Annotated in this window: 19 protein-coding genes; 4 read left to right on the forward strand and 15 right to left on the reverse strand. The window is 53.3% G+C overall.

The window, feature by feature from the left end:
* Positions 1-64: 64 nt before the first annotated feature.
* Entirely contained in the window at positions 65-1,030 is a 966-nt protein-coding gene (locus QNN86_RS21910) for a DMT family transporter (protein WP_135912681.1), read from the forward strand.
* A gap of 63 nt (positions 1,031-1,093) precedes the next feature.
* On the opposite strand, the gene QNN86_RS21915 is transcribed toward QNN86_RS21910, so the two are convergent.
* Positions 1,094-2,647, reverse strand: coding sequence for a methyl-accepting chemotaxis protein (locus tag QNN86_RS21915; RefSeq protein WP_279277346.1), 1,554 nt, complete (start codon positions 2,645-2,647; stop codon positions 1,094-1,096).
* A 245-nt stretch (positions 2,648-2,892) separates the two neighbouring features.
* Here QNN86_RS21915 and ytfE point away from each other — a divergent pair, with 245 nt between their 5' ends.
* The gene (gene ytfE, locus QNN86_RS21920; protein ID WP_115259604.1) at positions 2,893-3,555 is read left to right on the forward strand and encodes an iron-sulfur cluster repair protein YtfE; all 663 of its coding nucleotides are present in this window, start codon (positions 2,893-2,895) and stop codon (positions 3,553-3,555) included.
* Between the two features lie 63 nt (positions 3,556-3,618).
* Here ytfE and cycA read toward each other — a convergent pair whose 3' ends face one another.
* On the reverse strand, positions 3,619-5,028 hold the full coding sequence (gene cycA / locus QNN86_RS21925) for a D-serine/D-alanine/glycine transporter (RefSeq protein ID WP_096758556.1): 1,410 nt from the start codon (positions 5,026-5,028) through the stop codon (positions 3,619-3,621).
* A gap of 309 nt (positions 5,029-5,337) precedes the next feature.
* Positions 5,338-5,958: an FKBP-type peptidyl-prolyl cis-trans isomerase gene (gene fklB / locus QNN86_RS21930; protein ID WP_168246986.1), complete on the reverse strand. Its 621-nt coding sequence runs from the start codon at positions 5,956-5,958 to the stop codon at positions 5,338-5,340.
* Positions 5,959-6,177: 219 nt separating this feature from the next.
* Here fklB and QNN86_RS21935 point away from each other — a divergent pair, with 219 nt between their 5' ends.
* Positions 6,178-6,819 (forward strand): LysM-like peptidoglycan-binding domain-containing protein, encoded by a 642-nt coding sequence (locus QNN86_RS21935; RefSeq protein WP_414212333.1) that lies wholly within the window; start codon positions 6,178-6,180, stop codon positions 6,817-6,819.
* Between the two features lie 88 nt (positions 6,820-6,907).
* On the opposite strand, the gene QNN86_RS21940 is transcribed toward QNN86_RS21935, so the two are convergent.
* The 6 genes from QNN86_RS21940 to QNN86_RS21965 all read right to left on the reverse strand — a co-directional run bounded on the left by QNN86_RS21940 (position 6,908) and on the right by QNN86_RS21965 (position 10,337).
* The gene (locus QNN86_RS21940; protein WP_096759481.1) at positions 6,908-7,834 is read right to left on the reverse strand and encodes a DMT family transporter; all 927 of its coding nucleotides are present in this window, start codon (positions 7,832-7,834) and stop codon (positions 6,908-6,910) included.
* Between the two features lie 142 nt (positions 7,835-7,976).
* Complete coding sequence (gene rplI / locus QNN86_RS21945) at positions 7,977-8,426, reverse strand: 50S ribosomal protein L9 (protein WP_003025676.1); 450 nt, start codon at positions 8,424-8,426, stop codon at positions 7,977-7,979.
* A gap of 39 nt (positions 8,427-8,465) precedes the next feature.
* Positions 8,466-8,693, reverse strand: a complete 228-nt coding sequence (gene rpsR / locus QNN86_RS21950; protein WP_002210155.1) for a 30S ribosomal protein S18 — start codon at positions 8,691-8,693, stop codon at positions 8,466-8,468.
* A gap of 4 nt (positions 8,694-8,697) precedes the next feature.
* Positions 8,698-9,012, reverse strand: coding sequence for a primosomal replication protein N (priB, locus tag QNN86_RS21955; protein WP_096758558.1), 315 nt, complete (start codon positions 9,010-9,012; stop codon positions 8,698-8,700).
* A gap of 6 nt (positions 9,013-9,018) precedes the next feature.
* Positions 9,019-9,414, reverse strand: a complete 396-nt coding sequence (rpsF, locus tag QNN86_RS21960; protein ID WP_096758559.1) for a 30S ribosomal protein S6 — start codon at positions 9,412-9,414, stop codon at positions 9,019-9,021.
* A gap of 158 nt (positions 9,415-9,572) precedes the next feature.
* Positions 9,573-10,337, reverse strand: coding sequence for a TSUP family transporter (locus tag QNN86_RS21965; RefSeq protein ID WP_153880279.1), 765 nt, complete (start codon positions 10,335-10,337; stop codon positions 9,573-9,575).
* A 298-nt stretch (positions 10,338-10,635) separates the two neighbouring features.
* Here QNN86_RS21965 and yjfY point away from each other — a divergent pair, with 298 nt between their 5' ends.
* Entirely contained in the window at positions 10,636-10,911 is a 276-nt protein-coding gene (gene yjfY, locus QNN86_RS21970) for a DUF1471 family protein YjfY (protein WP_181618483.1), read from the forward strand.
* A gap of 134 nt (positions 10,912-11,045) precedes the next feature.
* Here yjfY and QNN86_RS21975 read toward each other — a convergent pair whose 3' ends face one another.
* From QNN86_RS21975 to ulaA, 6 genes are read right to left on the reverse strand one after another with little or no spacing between them, the layout of a single operon-like run.
* Complete coding sequence (locus QNN86_RS21975) at positions 11,046-11,732, reverse strand: L-ribulose-5-phosphate 4-epimerase (RefSeq protein WP_414212334.1); 687 nt, start codon at positions 11,730-11,732, stop codon at positions 11,046-11,048.
* A complete protein-coding gene (gene ulaE, locus QNN86_RS21980; protein ID WP_414212335.1) occupies positions 11,732-12,586 on the reverse strand; it encodes an L-ribulose-5-phosphate 3-epimerase UlaE in 855 nt (284 codons plus the stop codon). Before ulaE ends, QNN86_RS21975 begins: the two co-directional genes overlap by 1 nt.
* A gap of 9 nt (positions 12,587-12,595) precedes the next feature.
* Positions 12,596-13,246, reverse strand: coding sequence for a 3-keto-L-gulonate-6-phosphate decarboxylase UlaD (gene ulaD, locus QNN86_RS21985; RefSeq protein ID WP_414212336.1), 651 nt, complete (start codon positions 13,244-13,246; stop codon positions 12,596-12,598).
* 13 nt (positions 13,247-13,259) lie between these two features.
* Entirely contained in the window at positions 13,260-13,727 is a 468-nt protein-coding gene (ulaC, locus tag QNN86_RS21990; RefSeq protein WP_181618480.1) for a PTS ascorbate transporter subunit IIA, read from the reverse strand.
* 9 nt (positions 13,728-13,736) lie between these two features.
* Complete coding sequence (gene ulaB / locus QNN86_RS21995) at positions 13,737-14,042, reverse strand: PTS ascorbate transporter subunit IIB (protein ID WP_135323398.1); 306 nt, start codon at positions 14,040-14,042, stop codon at positions 13,737-13,739.
* Between the two features lie 15 nt (positions 14,043-14,057).
* Positions 14,058-15,455 carry a PTS ascorbate transporter subunit IIC gene (ulaA, locus tag QNN86_RS22000; protein ID WP_181619443.1) on the reverse strand — a complete coding sequence of 466 codons (1,398 nt, stop codon included), beginning with the start codon at positions 15,453-15,455 and terminating at the stop codon, positions 14,058-14,060.
* Positions 15,456-15,502: the final 47 nt, after the last annotated feature.

A 15,502-nucleotide genomic window follows, 5' to 3' on the forward strand; every position in this document is an offset into this window, starting at 1 on the left:
ATACAATACAGCGGCGTTTTCCCTGCCTACACTCGGCGCAATGTTCAATGATGTGGATGTCAAAATGATTAGCGGTGTGTTGTACGCCCTGCTGGCGGGGTTGATGTGGGGGCTGATTTTTGTCGGGCCGTTGATCGTGCCGGAATACCCGGCGGTATTACAGTCGATGGGGCGTTATCTGGCGTTGGGGCTGATTGCCCTGCCGCTGGCCTGGCTGGGTCGCAGACGTCTGCGTCAGCTATCGCGCAAGGACTGGAGAACCGCGCTGGCTCTGACGATGATGGGCAACCTGATTTATTATGTTTGTCTGGCCAGCGCCATTCAGCGCACCGGTGCGCCGGTCTCGACGATGATCATCGGCACGTTACCGGTAGTGATCCCGGTCTTCGCCAACCTGCTCTATAGCCAGCGTGACGGTAAATTATCCTGGTGGCGTTTGGCCCCGGCGCTGGTGCTGATCGGCATTGGCCTGCTGTGCGTGAATATTTCTGAGTTGAATCAGGGGTTACCTGATTTTAGCGGCTGGCGCTACGGGTCGGGTATCGCCCTGGCACTGGTTTCCGTGGTGTGCTGGGCATGGTATGCGCTGCGTAATGCCCGCTGGCTGCGTGAAAACCCCGATAAGCATCCGATGATGTGGGCCACCGCCCAGGCACTGGTGACGCTGCCCGTTTCTCTGCTCGGTTACATTGCGGCCTGCCTGTGGCTGAACGGGCAAACGCCGGACTTCTCCCTGCCCTTCGGCCCGCGTCCTGGCGTATTTATCGGCCTGATGGTCGCCATTGCGGTGCTGTGTTCGTGGGTGGGGGCATTGTGCTGGAACATCGCCAGCCAAAAGCTGCCGACGGTGATCCTCGGGCCGCTGATTGTCTTCGAGACGCTGGCGGGACTGCTGTATACCTTTATCTTGCGCCATGAAATGCCGTCGGCGCTGACGATTAGCGGCATCGCGTTATTGGTTATCGGTGTGGTGGTGGCCGTCAGAGCCAAGCCGGAGAAACCGAGCGTCGTCGTGGTTCCACAACCATAATGTGCCGGATGGCGCTGCGCTTATCCGGCCTACTGGATAATATCTTGTAGGCCGGAGCAGACGTTAAACTTTAAACACCGCAACGGTCTGATTCAGGCGTGCCGCCTGTTCTTCGAGCGCAGCCGCCGCTGACGCGGATTCTTCCACCAGCGAGGCGTTTTGCTGCGTCACGCGATCCATCTCGGCAACGGCCTGACCAACCTGATCGATTCCCCGACTCTGCTCATCAGAGGCTGAAGCAATCTCACCCATGATATCGGTCACGCGGGTGACGGCGCTGACGATCTCCGCCATTGTTTCACCCGCTTCATGCACCAGTGCAGTACCGGCGTTGACCCGATGACCAGAATCATCAATCAGGGCCTTAATCTCTTTCGCCGCCTGCGCGCTGCGCTGCGCCAGGGTACGCACTTCGCCTGCAACTACCGCAAAACCACGCCCCTGTTCACCGGCCCGTGCGGCTTCAACCGCCGCATTCAGCGCCAGAATATTGGTCTGGAAGGCAATACCGTCAATAACAGTGGTAATTTGCGCGATTTTGCTGGAACTGGTGGCAATTTCATCCATGGTACGCACCACGCCATCAACCACCGAGCCACCTTTTTGCGCCGTCTGCGAGGCATTTTTTGCAAGGCTGGTCGCCTGTCGTGCATTATCCGCATTCTGTCTCACGGTAGCGGTGAGCTGTTCCATGCTGGCGGCGGTTTCCTCCAGCGATGCGGCCTGCTGTTCGGTACGCGAGGAGAGATCGTTACTGCCCGCGGCGATTTCACCCGCCCCGGTGTAAATGGTATCGGCCCCGTCACGCACCACGCTAACCGTGTTCGCCAGCGACTGCTGCATATCGCGGACGTTACGTGCCAGCAGCGCCATTTCATTGCTGCCGTCAGCACTGATGCTGTGGGTCAGGTCACCTGCGGCGATATGGCGAATATGTTCCATCACCTCGCGCAGTGGCTTCAACAGCACGCGCTGCATGGCTATCCAGCTAACGACAATCACCGTGACCACAATCAGCATGACGGCAGACAGCAACCAGATAATTTTCTGGTAGTCATTCTCGTTATCCTGCACGCCCGCATTTGCCAGCGCGGATTGCGCCGCACGCCATTCCTGATAAACGCCCTGCATGGCCGTCTGCTTTTGTTCAGCATTCTGTTTGAACATCTCTTCCAGTTTGCCTTCCGCCAGCAGCGCATTCATTTTGGTAAGCGTGGTCGAATAAATGCCGTACTGCTCTTCCAGTCGATCAGCCAGATGTTCATCCAGACCCGGCGTTTCCGGCAACGCATAGTATTTATCGTAATGCTCTTTCGCTTCTGCCAGCAGGCGATTTGCAGTGCTTACCAGCTCTGTTAGCTGCCCGCCGTTCACCTCGCTGGCCATCGTGCCCTGCAGACGCAGCATGCCCCGGTTGAGCGTGACGCGCGCCTGGTTCAGGCTAATCCACGCATCGGTAAACTCGGCCACGTTCTGGCTGGAAAGCTGAGACACGTTAAAATTTTGCTTATCGTTGTTGAGTGCGCCAATAAAGACGCCTGCGGAGATGAGCTGCATCGCGCCCAGGGAAAGTAACACGGTGATAAGTAAGGTTATCACTTTGATTCGTTTGAACATCTGTTGCCTTTTTATTATGCAGGTATTGTCTGAGGTCTAACTATCGGCAGCCGCGCCCGCTTATTTAATCTTCTGACGCGGCTTTTTTCGCCGTTTTGCGCCTTTTCAATAAGATTCAGCAGGTTAACGGTATAAGAAATTTTCGTGACAGCCATCACAAATCCCACCACCCCGAAAGGGGTATATCCTTCGCTATAAGTTGCATTTAAAATACATCTTATATTATTGAGAATGAGGTAACGGCTATGTCTTATCGCGATCAACCTTTAGGTGAACTGGCGCTCTCTATTCCTCGCGCTTCGGCACTGTTTCGTAAGTACGATATGGATTACTGCTGCGGCGGTAAGCAAACGCTGGCACGCGCTGCCGCACGTAAAGAGCTGGATGTCGAGGCTATCGAAGCCGAACTGGCAAAACTGGCTGAGCAACCGTTGGAAAAAGACTGGCGCAGCGTGGCACTGGCAGAAATTATCGACCATATCGTCGTTCGTTATCATGACCGCCACCGCGAACAGCTGCCGGAACTGATCCTGCAGGCCACCAAAGTTGAACGCGTGCACGCAGACAAGCCAAACGTACCACGCGGTCTGGCGAAAAACCTGACCATGCTGCATGACGAGCTGTCCAGCCACATGATGAAAGAAGAGCAGATCCTGTTCCCGATGATCAAACAGGGAATGGGTAGCCAGGCGATGGGGCCAATCAGCGTGATGGAAAGCGAGCATGACGACGCCGGTGAGCTGGTCGAAGTGATCAAGCACATCACCCAAAACGTGACGCCGCCGCCGGAAGCCTGCACCACCTGGAAAGCCATGTATAACGGCATTAACGAACTGATCGACGACCTGATGGAACACATCAGTCTGGAAAACAATGTGTTGTTCCCGCGTGCCCTCGCTGGTGAATAAAAAGGGCGCCTGAGAGCGCCCTGATTGATGAAGCATTAGAGCCGCGTCGCGGCTCTTTTTTTATTAACGTACACCTGCCATACGTTTCTTACCGATAAACAACCAGCCCAGCCCCAGTGCAATGAACCACAGCGGCGTGACGATCAGCGCCTGACGGGTATCTTCTTCCAGCGTCAGCAGTACCAGCACGAACACGAAGAACGCCATGCACACCCAGCACATCACCTTGCCCCACGGCATTTTGTAAATCGACTTCTCATGCAGCTGCGGACGCTGTTTGCGGTACACCAGGTACGAGCAAAGAATGATGGTCCAGACAAACATGAACAGAATCGCCGATACGGTGGTGATCATGGTGAACGCACCGATCACGCTCGGATTAACGTACAGCATCACCACACCGCCCAGCAGGCAGATACAGGAGAAGGTTAAGCCTTTCGCCGGAACAGCACGTTTGGACAGCTTGGCGAACGCTTTCGGTGCCACGCCTTCCTGCGCCAGACCGAACAACATACGGCTAGTCGAGAACACACCGCTGTTCGCAGAAGACGCCGCAGACGTCAGAACCACAAAGTTAATCAGGCTCGCCGCCGCCGGCAAGCCGACCAGCACGAACAGTTCGACAAACGGGCTCTTGGTTGGAACCACCGAGCCCCACGGGGTGACGGACATAATCACAATCAGCGCGAACACGTAGAACATGATGATACGGATTGGAATCGAGTTAATCGCACGCGGCAGGGATTTCTCCGGATCTTTGGTTTCCGCCGCTGTCGTCCCGACCAATTCAATACCCACGAACGCAAACACCGCAATCTGGAAGCCCGCAAAGAAGCCGCTCAGGCCTTTCGGGAACCAGCCACCGTCATTCCACAGGTGGGTGAACGATGCCTGAACGCCAGTAGGTGACTGGAAGTGCGTCAGCACCATCACCAGACCAACCACGATCAGGCCGACGATGGCGACAATTTTAATCATCGCAAACCAGAATTCCATCTCACCAAACATTTTCACCGTGGCGAGGTTGAGGACCAGCAGCAGAATAATTACCGCCAGCGATGCCACCCAGTCGGATAGCCCAGGGAACCAGAATTGCGCATACGCGGTAATGGCAACGACGTCCGCCATCCCGGTCACGACCCAGCAAAACCAGTAGGTCCAGCCGGTAAAATACCCAGCCCACGGCCCGAGCAGGTCAGAGGCGAAATCACTAAAAGATTTGTATTCGAGATTCGAGAGCAGCAATTCTCCCATTGCGCGCATCACGAAAAACAGCATAAAACCGATGATCATATAAACAAAGATGATCGACGGCCCGGCGAGGCTGATGGTTTTCCCGGAGCCCATAAACAGGCCGGTACCGATAGCGCCACCAATGGCAATAAGTTGAATATGTCGGTTTGTGAGATTGCGCCGCAGCGACTGTTCAGACGAAGCCTCTTCGTCGGCAACGACTTTTACCTGATCTACCATGTTTTTTTCTTCCTGTACCTGTCTGTGTTGTTCAGGCTCTACGGCCTTTGGTGTGTCTATGATACGACGATCCCGTTATCAGGACTCATCGATATTAGGTAAGAATTGGCGGGATGAATACTAAGATTTAGATATAATGTTAATTTTATGTTTAAAGTGAGTGTCATATCACTCTGATAGCGCGAATCAGCTCACAAAAATACGCGCAAGTGCGCTATTTGCAAGATAAAATATCGATATCGGTATAACTATAGCTTTTCACGCTATTTCTCTGCTCCCCTCAAGGCTGAGGGGAACAGAAGTCACTGCTTACAGGATTTCAAGCAGCTCAACGTCGAAGACCAGCGTGCTGAACGGAGGAATGGACGCACCCGCGCCACGCTCGCCGTAGGCCAGTTCCTGAGGGATAGTCAGCTCCCATTTGGAACCCACCGGCATCAGGGTCAGCGCTTCAATCCAGCCAGGGATAACGCCGTTAACCGGGAATTCAGCCGGTTCACCACGGGCAACGGAGCTGTCGAACACGGTACCGTCGATCAGCTTACCGGTGTAGTGCACGCGTACACGGTCGGTACGTGCCGGAATAGCCCCTTCGCCCTGCGTCAGAACGCGGAACTGCAGACCGGATTCAGTGCTGTTTACACCGTCTTTCTCACGGTTTTCTTCCAGATATTTGACGCCATCAGCAGCCATAGACTGGAAACGCTCACGACGGACCGCATCAGCACGTTCGTGGATTTCACGCAGCGCACGGTGCACAACGTCAACCGGCACAGCTGGATGTTTGCCTTCCAGCGCGTCAGCAATACCCGCAACCAGCGCTTCAGGCAACAGCCCTTCCAGACCGGATTCGCTCAGCTGCTGTCCTACCTGCAAACCAATGCCGTAGCTTGCTTGCGCTTCGATAGTGTCAAAAGTCGGGGTGGCCATCATATTTCCTTTCATCGGAGGTAAAGTAGCGGGCAGCATAGCAGCCATGCCGCATCCGGTAAAACTTTGTCTCGGGAACAGATGACAAATCGCGAGGAAACATAAACAATAGGAATATCCCGCGTTGACGTCACGAAAGCGGGCATGAAGGCAAATATCATAGAATCAGGCATCTATACTCTATGATTCAGGAACGAGACGCGGAGCAGGAGGAAAGCCATGCCCGGGCGCTTTGAATTAAAACCAACCCTGGCGAAAATCTGGCATGCACCGGACAATTTTCGCATTATGGACCCGCTACCGCCTATGCATCGCCGCGGCATTATTGCTGCCGCTATCGTGCTGGTGATAGGTTTCCTGCTCCCTTCCAACGATACCAGCGATACTCCTGCGGTCACACGTGATGCCCAGTTGGATCTCCAGTCGCAATCGCAGCCACCCACTGAAGCTCAGCTGCAGGCGCAGCTGGTCGCCCCGCAAAACGATCCGGGTCAGATGGCACCGGTCGCACCGGAACCCATCCAGGAAGGCGATCCCGACGCGCAGCCGCAGTCCCAGCCTCAGACGCAGCCTTTTCAGCCTGATAGCGGGATTGACCAACAATGGCGTACCTACCGTGTAGACTCCGGAAAAACGCTAGCCCAGGTGTTCCGTGACCATAATCTTCCACCGACTGATGTGTATGCCATGGCACAGGTTGAAGGTACCGGAAAACCGCTGAGCAACCTGAAAGACGGTCAGATGATACAAATCAGGCAGAATGCCAATGGCGTGGTCACGGGGTTAACCATTGATACCGGCAACGGCCAGCAGGTGCTGTTTACCCGCCAGCCTAACGGCAGCTTTATTCGCGCGCGTTAAATGTACTGATTGCCGGGCGGCGGCTTCGCCTTACCCGGCCTACGGCCCCCGCGATTGTAGGCCTGATAAGCGGTAGTGCCATCAGGCGTTACCGCTTCACCTTATTCACCCACCAAATCCCCGAACAGACCAACACCAGCGCCACTGCGTATTTCCATTCGAGAATGTTCTCACCAAGAAAAATCGACGACAGCACCGCACCAGAGACCGGGATCAGGAAGTTAAACGGCGCGATCATTCCCACACGGTTGTATTTGAGCAGAATACTCCATAGTGCGAACGCCACTGAGGAGAGCAGCGTCAGGTAGCCCAGAATCGCCACCGATGCAGAGCCGTGGACGGTAAGCGTTCCGCCAAAAGCGTAGCCACCGATAACCAGAGCCAGACCGCCCATCCCCAGCTGATACCCCGTCATTACCGTCGGGTCAACCGTCTGCGAAATACGTTTTCCGTACAGCGTAGCGGCAGAGAGAATAAAGGCCGCCAATACCACTGAACCGTCTCCTAACAGGGTAAAGCTAAAATCCATCAGCCCACTGTTAAAATTCACCACCATCACGCCAGCAAAGCCCAGAATGCAGCCCAATGCTTTGTTGTAGCTCAGCTTATCGTTCTGATAGATAAAGTGGGCCAGCAGCACGCTAAAGAACGTTCCAGTGGCGTTCATGATTGAGCCTTTCACACCTGTGGTGAAGGCCAGACCAATATAGAAGAAGATGTACTGCAGCGAGGTTTGTGTCAGCCCCAGCAGCGTAAGCTGACCAAATTGACGCGGACTTAACCTGCCAATGGGTTTGCGCTGCGCCATCGCCAGCAGCAACAGTAATAATCCTGCAAATAAGAAGCGGTATCCGGCAAAAACAATCTTTGACGGAATATCATCGGTGGCAATCTGGAAAATCTCATATCCGCTTTTAATCGCCGGATAGGCGCTCCCCCACAGCAGGCAGCAAAATGCCGCGCTCAGGTAGACCACGTTTTTACGCGCGAACAGAGGTTGGTGCGTTGTATCCATGCCATCACCACTTTGAAATTGTGTTTTATTTTTATGATTATCGCGAAAAGGATAAAGAATAGCCAGAGCGAAAAACAGGAGGGCAGAAAAGCAAAACGCCGGCACAAGGCCGGCGCTTTTACGCGGTTTTTAGAATAAAAACTTATTCTGCAACTACGTTTACAGTCAGCTTAGCAAACACTTCGCTGTGAACCTGGAAGCTCACTTCGTGCTCGCCAGTGGTACGCAGAACGCCGTTCGGCAGACGAACTTCGCTCTTAGCCACTTCAACGCCAGCTGCAGTTACAGCGTCAGCGATGTCGCGAGTACCGATGGAACCGAACAGTTTACCTTCGTCGCCTGCTTTAGACGCGATGGTTACGGTTTCCAGTGCATTGATTTTCTCAGCGCGAGCTTCAGCAGCAGACAGAACGTCAGCCAGTTTGGCTTCCAGTTCAGCGCGACGTGCTTCGAAGAATTCAACGTTTTTCTTGGTAGCAGGAACAGCTTTACCCTGTGGTACCAGGAAGTTACGAGCGTAGCCCGCTTTAACGTTAACCTGATCACCCAGGCTACCCAGGTTTGCTACTTTATCAAGCAGAATAACTTGCATTACCTTATCCTCTTAAAGTCGTTAATAGACAGCGGCCGATTACTGATGACGATCGGTATACGGCAGCAGGGACAGGTAGCGAGCGCGCTTGATGCAGCGAGCCAGCTGACGCTGGTATTTTGCACGAGTACCGGTGATACGGCTCGGGACAATTTTACCGCTTTCGGTAATGTAGTTTTTCAACGTTGCGATGTCTTTGTAATCAATCTCAACAACGCCTTCCGCGGTGAAACGGCAGAACTTGCGACGACGGAAATAACGTGCCATATGGCTAGTCTCCAGAATCTATCAATTCAATCTGCTCGGCATGCAGAACCATTTTGCTCAGGCCGTTCTTTGCCTTGTGGCAAGAAATGAACCCCTGAACAGTTACTGCGCTACCGACCGTTATACTGTGAGTAATGGCCTGGTTTTCGTGTCCGCTAATAATAACGGGCATTTGGCACCACGCCTGCCGGTGGAAACCGGCTTCCTCCTGCACAGAACGATGCTCAAGCACGAACTGGCAATGAGGAATTCCTGATGGGCTGACCTTGCGAAGCGGCGTCCTGCACACTGTGCCAGATAACACCAGACGGTTGGTCATCAGAAATTACTCTTCAGAATCCCCAGCTTCAGCATCATCTGCGGTTTCGTTAGCGAAATCATCGCGACGTTCACGACGCTCGTCTTTCGCTTTAACCATCGGAGATGCTTCGGTAACAGCGTGCTTAGTACGCATTACCATGCTACGGATAACGGCATCGTTGAAGCGGAAGTTTGTTTCCAGCTCATCGATAACTTCCTGCGGCGCTTCAACGTTCAGCAGAACGTAGTGAGCTTTGTGCAGTTTGTTGATCGGGTAAGCCAGCTGACGGCGGCCCCAGTCTTCCAGACGGTGGATCGTGCCTTCTGCTGCAGTGATTGCACCAGTGTAGCGTTCGATCATACCCGGAACCTGTTCGCTCTGGTCAGGATGGACCATAAAAACGATTTCGTAATGACGCATCGAATTGCTCCTTACGGATTATTCAGCCTCCTGTCTGGGTCAGCCGAGGCCCATGGAGGCAAGGAACGTGTTAAAGGTCGGCTGAAAAATGACGCGTCATAATACTGGCGGTAGCAGGTAAACTCAAGGTGATTGTATGAATATTTATCAAACCGTCATTAATACATATCCACCAGCATTTTGACACTGATGCAAATCGAGACAATCACTATCATCGGCCGGATGACTTTCTTCCCACGCGTTAGTACCACCGAGGCTCCAAGACGCGCACCGAGAGATTGCCCAACGAACATCACCAGTCCCAGCGACCAGATCATTTTACCGCCGAAAATGAAGAACAGAATAGAGGCGATGTTCGACGCCAGATTAATAAAATTGGAGTGAATTTGCGCCTTATCGATGCTGTATCCCCATAACGTGATATAGCAGAGCGTATACAAGGAACCGGCCCCTGCGCCGAGAAAACCGTCATAAAAACCTACGCACCCACCGCCGATAAGTGAAAAGAGAAACAGCGATACCTGCTGCTTTCTTTTTGGTTCGCTCAGGTTAGGGGCAAAAATAAAGTAGATGGCGACGGTAATTATCAGCACCGGCAGCAGCTTTTTTAGCAGGTCCGGCTCAATGAACTGAATCAGTGTGGTACCCAGCGCGGAACCGATAAAGGCAGATAAGAACACATACTTGTGTTCCTGCACGTTGATATGCCCCCGGCGCAAAAAGTAAATCCCGGAGGTGAGTGAACTACCCAGAGCCTGGATTTTATTGGTCGCCAGCGCATTGGCCGGCGGTAAACCGGAGATCAGTAATGCACCAATTGAAAGAAATCCACCGCCCCCTGAAACCACATTAATAAAACCCGCCACCAGCGCAACCATAAACATAATCACGAAGTAGCTGAAATCCATGAATGAAGTATCCATAAGTTTTTGCCTTATAATCATGAAGTTACATTATTTTTCAGCTAACTATAAACGGCGTACTCTCCCAGTTAAATTGACCATTTGGTAAGAGCTTATGCCAGGGAAACAGGAATTTTTTTACCGTAGCGGAAGGCATCAGTTGATTGTTAATTAAAGGAAAGACGGCAATGCGGTAATTTTTTGAACAACTGCATCAGAAATGGTCGCTATCGACTCTGTCGGTTGTGGTTAAAATTAAATCAGAAGTTATCCACTCACAGGAGAGCACTAACCAGAGACCGCGGTCGAGGAGGTATCTATGCGAGTCCGTGTGTTGACCCTTTTGGCGGTGCTATTGCTCAGTGCAAATGCAATGGCAGCCATTGAAATTACCCATCGTCAGGCCAGGAATATGGATGATGTGCAGAGCTTAGGCGTGATTTACATAAACCATAACTTCGCCACTGAAAGTGAAGCAAATCAGGCCCTGAATGAAGAAACAGATGCGCAAGGCGCAACCTACTACCACGTGATCCTCACCAGGGAACCCGGAAGTAACGGAAATATGCACGCCAGCGCGGATATTTATCGCTAGCTACCCAGAAATAACCAACGAGAACATTGCCACAGTTTGACTTGCCCCCTTGATTGGGGGCTTTTTTTGCAGTAAAACGCCGCCGAAGCCAGACCGATAACATCCCCTTAAAGATTTAGCTCCGGGGCGTTTTGTTACTTCTGTCCGTAATAGGCGTTCGGGCCGTGCTTACGCATGAAGTGTTTATTCATCAGATAATCGTCGATGGCGTTAAGCGCTGGGTTAATGCCGCGCGCAATCCACGCCATCTTCGCCACCTCTTCCATCACCACCGCGTTATGCACCGCGTCCTGGGCATCTTTTCCCCAGGCAAACGGGCCGTGTTGATAAACCACGATGCCCGGCGTATGCAATGGCTCAACATCGCCCAGCGTCTCGACGATCACCTTACCGGTGTTCAGCTCATATTCGCCCTGTACTTCGTCTGCCGTTAACGCCCTGGTGCAGGGAATGTCGCCAAAGAAGTAATCCGCATGGGTGGTTCCCAGCGCCGGGATCGCCTGCCCCGCCTGCGCCCATGCTGTGGCGTGAGTAGAGTGGGTATGCACTACGCCGCCAAGCGATGGATAACGCTGATACAGCGCCAGATGAGTCGCGGTATCAGAGGAAGGGCGATAGCCACCCTCCACCACTTTCCCTGACATATCCACCACCACCATATCGTCTACTGTCATATGCGTATAGGCGACACCGCTGGGCTTGATTACCACCCGCCCGCGTTCGCGGTCGATAGCGCTGACGTTACCCCAGGTAAAAGTCACGAGGCCATAGCGCGGCAGATCCATATTGGCTTCGAACACCTGCTGTTTAAGCTTTTGCATTACGCCGCCTCCACCAGACCTGCGCTTGCCATTCGGGCCTTCACCCAGTCACGCGCTTTCGCCACTTCGAGCGCAGGGTCGTCAGTGGTTTCACTCCACATCTCAATCAGATAGGGTCCGCAATAGCCACTCTGCTTGAGCGTCTCAAAACAACGCTCGAAATCGACAACGCCCTCGCCAAACGGTACGTTCTTGAATACGCCGGGTTTAGTGTCTTTCACGTGTACGGCGACGATGTGTCCGATTCCGGCCTGTAGCTCCATCTGCACGTCGTTATCCCACGCCGACAGATTGCCGATATCCGGGTAAAGCTGGAACCACGGGTTATTCAGGTAGTGCGCGTAGCCTAGCGCCTTGCTGATCGAGTTCATCAGCGGGTAATCCATGATCTCCATCGCCAGCGTCACCTGTGCGCGGCTCGCCATCTCGACGCTCTCTTTCAGCCCGTCACGAAAACGCCGACGCGTCTCGTTGTTGGCTTCTTGATAGTAAACGTCATAGCCCGCCAGTTGGATGACTCGAATGCCGACGTCCTGGGCGAACTGGATCGCTTTACGCATGATCTCCAGCCCCTGCGCACGTACCACGTCATCTTCACTGCCGAGCGGGAAGCGACGATGGGCGCTCAGGCACATCGACGGTACCCGCACGCCGGTTTCGGCAACGGCGTTAACCAACGTCAGACGCTGCTCACGGCTCCAGTCGAGACGCGCCAGGCGAGCGTCGGTTTCATCTACTGACATCTCAACGAAGTCAAAACCCAGCGTTTTCGCAAGCTGTAGCCGCTCCATCCAGCACTCTCCGGCGGGGAGTGCTTTTTCGTAGATGCCGAGCGGAATTTGTTTCGACAGCATAATTGCTCCTTAGCCCCAAAGCTGGGCAATAGAGTGTTTAAACTGACGCGCGGCTTCAACCGGGGAAGCGGCATCGCGAATGCTGCGACCCGCGATAAAGACGTGAATCGGAATGCCTTTGAACAGCGGCAGATCTTCCAGCGCCAGACCACCGGTTACCGTGACCTTAAAGCCCATATCAGACAAACGTTTGATGGCGCTGATATCCGCGTCACCCCACGCCACACCTGCGGCCTGCGCATCGCGACTGCGGTGATACACCACCTGTTGAATGCCCGCTTCACGCCACTCCTGCGCTTGCTCCCAGGTCCAGTAGCCGGTCAGTTCAATCTGCACGTCGCCATTGAACTCTTTCGCCACGTCCAGCGCACCTTTGGTGGTATTGATATCTGCACAGCAGATAACTGTCACCCAATCCGCGTTGGCTTCAAAACACATGCGGGAGAGAATTTTTCCCGCGTCGGCGATTTTGGCGTCTGCCAGCACGATTTTATGCGGATACAGCGCTTTCAGATCGCGAACCGCACGCACGCCTTCGGCAACGCAAAGAATGGTACCCACTTCAATAATGTCTACTTCATCGGCAATCAGGCGTGTCGTTTCATACGCGGAAGACATGGATTGGTTATCCAGCGCAACCTGCAACATAGGTAATGACATTTTGGTGTTCCTTTTAAACAGCCGCCGCGGTGGCGTTATCAATTAAATCCAGTACTTCCTGCGCGGTGCGACAGGCGCGTAAACGGTCGAAGTTAGCTTCATCGTCAAACAGGTTGACGATCTGCATGATGCCCACTTCCTGATGGGTGTTAGCGTCAACCGCCGCCATCGTTATCAGAATATCGACCGGGTCGTTATCTTCGTGGTTAAAGACCAGCGGCGTTTTCAGGGTCACCAGCGCAAAACCGGTTTTCTTGACGCCCTCTTCCGGGCGCCCGTGCGGCATCGCCAGACCCGGCGCAATAACAAAATACGGGCCAAACTGCTCAACACCATCAAGAATGGCCTGGTAGTAGCGCGGCTCAACCACATCAGCCTTAACCAGCAGATCAACGCTCAGCTTGACCGCTTCCTGCCAGGTACTGGCGTCGGCCTGTAAAAGGATGGCGTTATTTTCCGCCAGCGAATCACGTAATTTCATGGCGCGTCCTTACTTCACATCCTTCGGGAAATGTTCTTTGATCACTTCCAGCAGCTTCGGACCAAAGTCAGCAGGCGACAGCATATTGCGTACGCCCACCACGTATTTATTGCCGGTAACGGTGATCTCACCGGCGATATGGGTGGAGGCGATGATGATATCTGCGCCGCTCAGTTCACTTTTGTATTCCCCCACCGCGCAGCTGTTCACCGTGTGGTCGATATTTGACTGGGTTAAAAACTGGTCCACTTTCATTTTCATGATCATGGAGCTGCCTTGCCCATTGCCACATACAGCCAGAATACGTACGGTCATAATCGGAACTCCTTATTAAGCAGACTGTTCTGCCAGTTGTTTTTCTGCGTCTTCTTCAGCGCGCAACGCGCGTCCAGCGAAGAACATATAAGCCAGTGCAATCACAATAATGACGGCCATAAAAATCAGCCCAATGGAGGCGAAGCCCTGCATCATCGGCGGTGCCAGAATTGACCAGTCCGCCATGCCCATCCAGGCGCTCATACCGGTAAGTTTTACCGCCCAGACGCAGCCGAAGATTTCAATCATCCCCATCACCAGGCAAATCTTGAGCGCCGCACGCCAGCCGCCAAAGTGGTTAGCAAACACGCCAATAGTGGCGTTAGAGAAGAACATCGGGATAAAGCCTGGAATGATCAGAATGGAAGAGCCGACACCAACCAGAATCCCGACAGCAATCAGTTGGCCAATGGTGCCCCACATAAAGCCCCAAACCACAGCGTTTGGCGCGAAGCTATAAATGGCCGCACAGTCGATGGCCAGTACCGCCCCTGGGATTAGACGCTGGGAGATACCGTTAAAGGCTTCAGAGAGTTCGGCGACAAACATGCGCACGCCCTGAGTAATAATGAAAATGGCCACCGCAAACGAGAAGCCGGTTTGCAGGATATAGACCGTCCAGTGGGTTTTCCCCGCCATCGCCTGCACCACATCGATACCGAAAGAGAGCAGGATCGCGCCGAAGAAAATGGTCATCACAATCGCTGTCGAGACGATATTGTCGTGGAAGATATTCAGCCAGCCTGGCAACTTAAGGTCTTCAACGCTCTCCTCTTTTTTGCCCAGATACGGTGCGATTTTATAAGCAATCCACGACGCAAACTGCTGCTGGTGCCCGATAGAAAAGCCGCAGCCATCGGTCACTTCCTGCGTCGGCTTGTACATCATATTGGAGGTGATACCCCAGTAGAGCGACACCAGCACCGCCGTGCAGATAATAGTGGTCCACATGGAATAGCCGAAGATATAGAAAGAGACCGCAATCAGTCCCGCCTGCTGGAACATGATGTGCCCGGTCAGCATGATGGTGCGAATACCGGTAATCCGTCGTAGCAACACGTAACAGATGTTCAGCGCCAGCGCTAACAGCACCGCATAGCCCACCCAGCTATAAGCGTCGCCCATGCGTTCAATGGTTGCCATCATTGAGGCGTAGGTATCGGAAATCGCCCCGTTGATGCCATAAACCTCAGACATCTTCGCCACTACCGGTTTGAACGTGCTGGTGAGAATGCCGGACCCGGCCTGCAGCAGCATAAAGCCGATGATCGTTTTGATAGTGCCCTTGATGATAACGCTGACACTTTTACGCAGCAGGATGTAACCGAGGCAGGTCACAATACCCAACAGCAGCGGGGCGTTGGTCATCACCTGGTTAAAAAAGACGGTAAAGATGTTGTAGAGGATCTCCATAACGATCTCCAGTAGACGAAGTTGCTGAACATTCATTACAGATGCCC

Origin of the sequence: Citrobacter sp. C348, assembly GCF_047467975.1 — a bacterium.
Lineage (GTDB): Bacteria > Pseudomonadota > Gammaproteobacteria > Enterobacterales > Enterobacteriaceae > Citrobacter > Citrobacter gillenii.

Coding starts and splice junctions, on each gene's coding strand:
- QNN86_RS21940 (WP_096759481.1), bottom strand. CDS start 7,834: ATGGATACAACGCACCAACCTCTGTTCGCGCGTAAAAACGTGGTCTAC.
- rpsR (WP_002210155.1), bottom strand. CDS start 8,693: ATGGCACGTTATTTCCGTCGTCGCAAGTTCTGCCGTTTCACCGCGGAA.
- priB (WP_096758558.1), bottom strand. CDS start 9,012: ATGACCAACCGTCTGGTGTTATCTGGCACAGTGTGCAGGACGCCGCTT.
- ulaC (WP_181618480.1), bottom strand. CDS start 13,727: ATGAAATTACGTGATTCGCTGGCGGAAAATAACGCCATCCTTTTACAG.
- fklB (WP_168246986.1), bottom strand. CDS start 5,958: ATGGCCACCCCGACTTTTGACACTATCGAAGCGCAAGCAAGCTACGGC.
- ulaA (WP_181619443.1), bottom strand. CDS start 15,455: ATGGAGATCCTCTACAACATCTTTACCGTCTTTTTTAACCAGGTGATG.
- QNN86_RS21935 (WP_414212333.1), top strand. CDS start 6,178: ATGCCCGGGCGCTTTGAATTAAAACCAACCCTGGCGAAAATCTGGCAT.
- ulaD (WP_414212336.1), bottom strand. CDS start 13,246: ATGTCATTACCTATGTTGCAGGTTGCGCTGGATAACCAATCCATGTCT.
- ytfE (WP_115259604.1), top strand. CDS start 2,893: ATGTCTTATCGCGATCAACCTTTAGGTGAACTGGCGCTCTCTATTCCT.
- yjfY (WP_181618483.1), top strand. CDS start 10,636: ATGCGAGTCCGTGTGTTGACCCTTTTGGCGGTGCTATTGCTCAGTGCA.
- cycA (WP_096758556.1), bottom strand. CDS start 5,028: ATGGTAGATCAGGTAAAAGTCGTTGCCGACGAAGAGGCTTCGTCTGAA.
- rpsF (WP_096758559.1), bottom strand. CDS start 9,414: ATGCGTCATTACGAAATCGTTTTTATGGTCCATCCTGACCAGAGCGAA.
- ulaE (WP_414212335.1), bottom strand. CDS start 12,586: ATGCTGTCGAAACAAATTCCGCTCGGCATCTACGAAAAAGCACTCCCC.
- QNN86_RS21915 (WP_279277346.1), bottom strand. CDS start 2,647: ATGTTCAAACGAATCAAAGTGATAACCTTACTTATCACCGTGTTACTT.
- ulaB (WP_135323398.1), bottom strand. CDS start 14,042: ATGACCGTACGTATTCTGGCTGTATGTGGCAATGGGCAAGGCAGCTCC.
- QNN86_RS21975 (WP_414212334.1), bottom strand. CDS start 11,732: ATGCAAAAGCTTAAACAGCAGGTGTTCGAAGCCAATATGGATCTGCCG.
- rplI (WP_003025676.1), bottom strand. CDS start 8,426: ATGCAAGTTATTCTGCTTGATAAAGTAGCAAACCTGGGTAGCCTGGGT.
- QNN86_RS21965 (WP_153880279.1), bottom strand. CDS start 10,337: ATGGATACTTCATTCATGGATTTCAGCTACTTCGTGATTATGTTTATG.
- QNN86_RS21910 (WP_135912681.1), top strand. CDS start 65: ATGATTAGCGGTGTGTTGTACGCCCTGCTGGCGGGGTTGATGTGGGGG.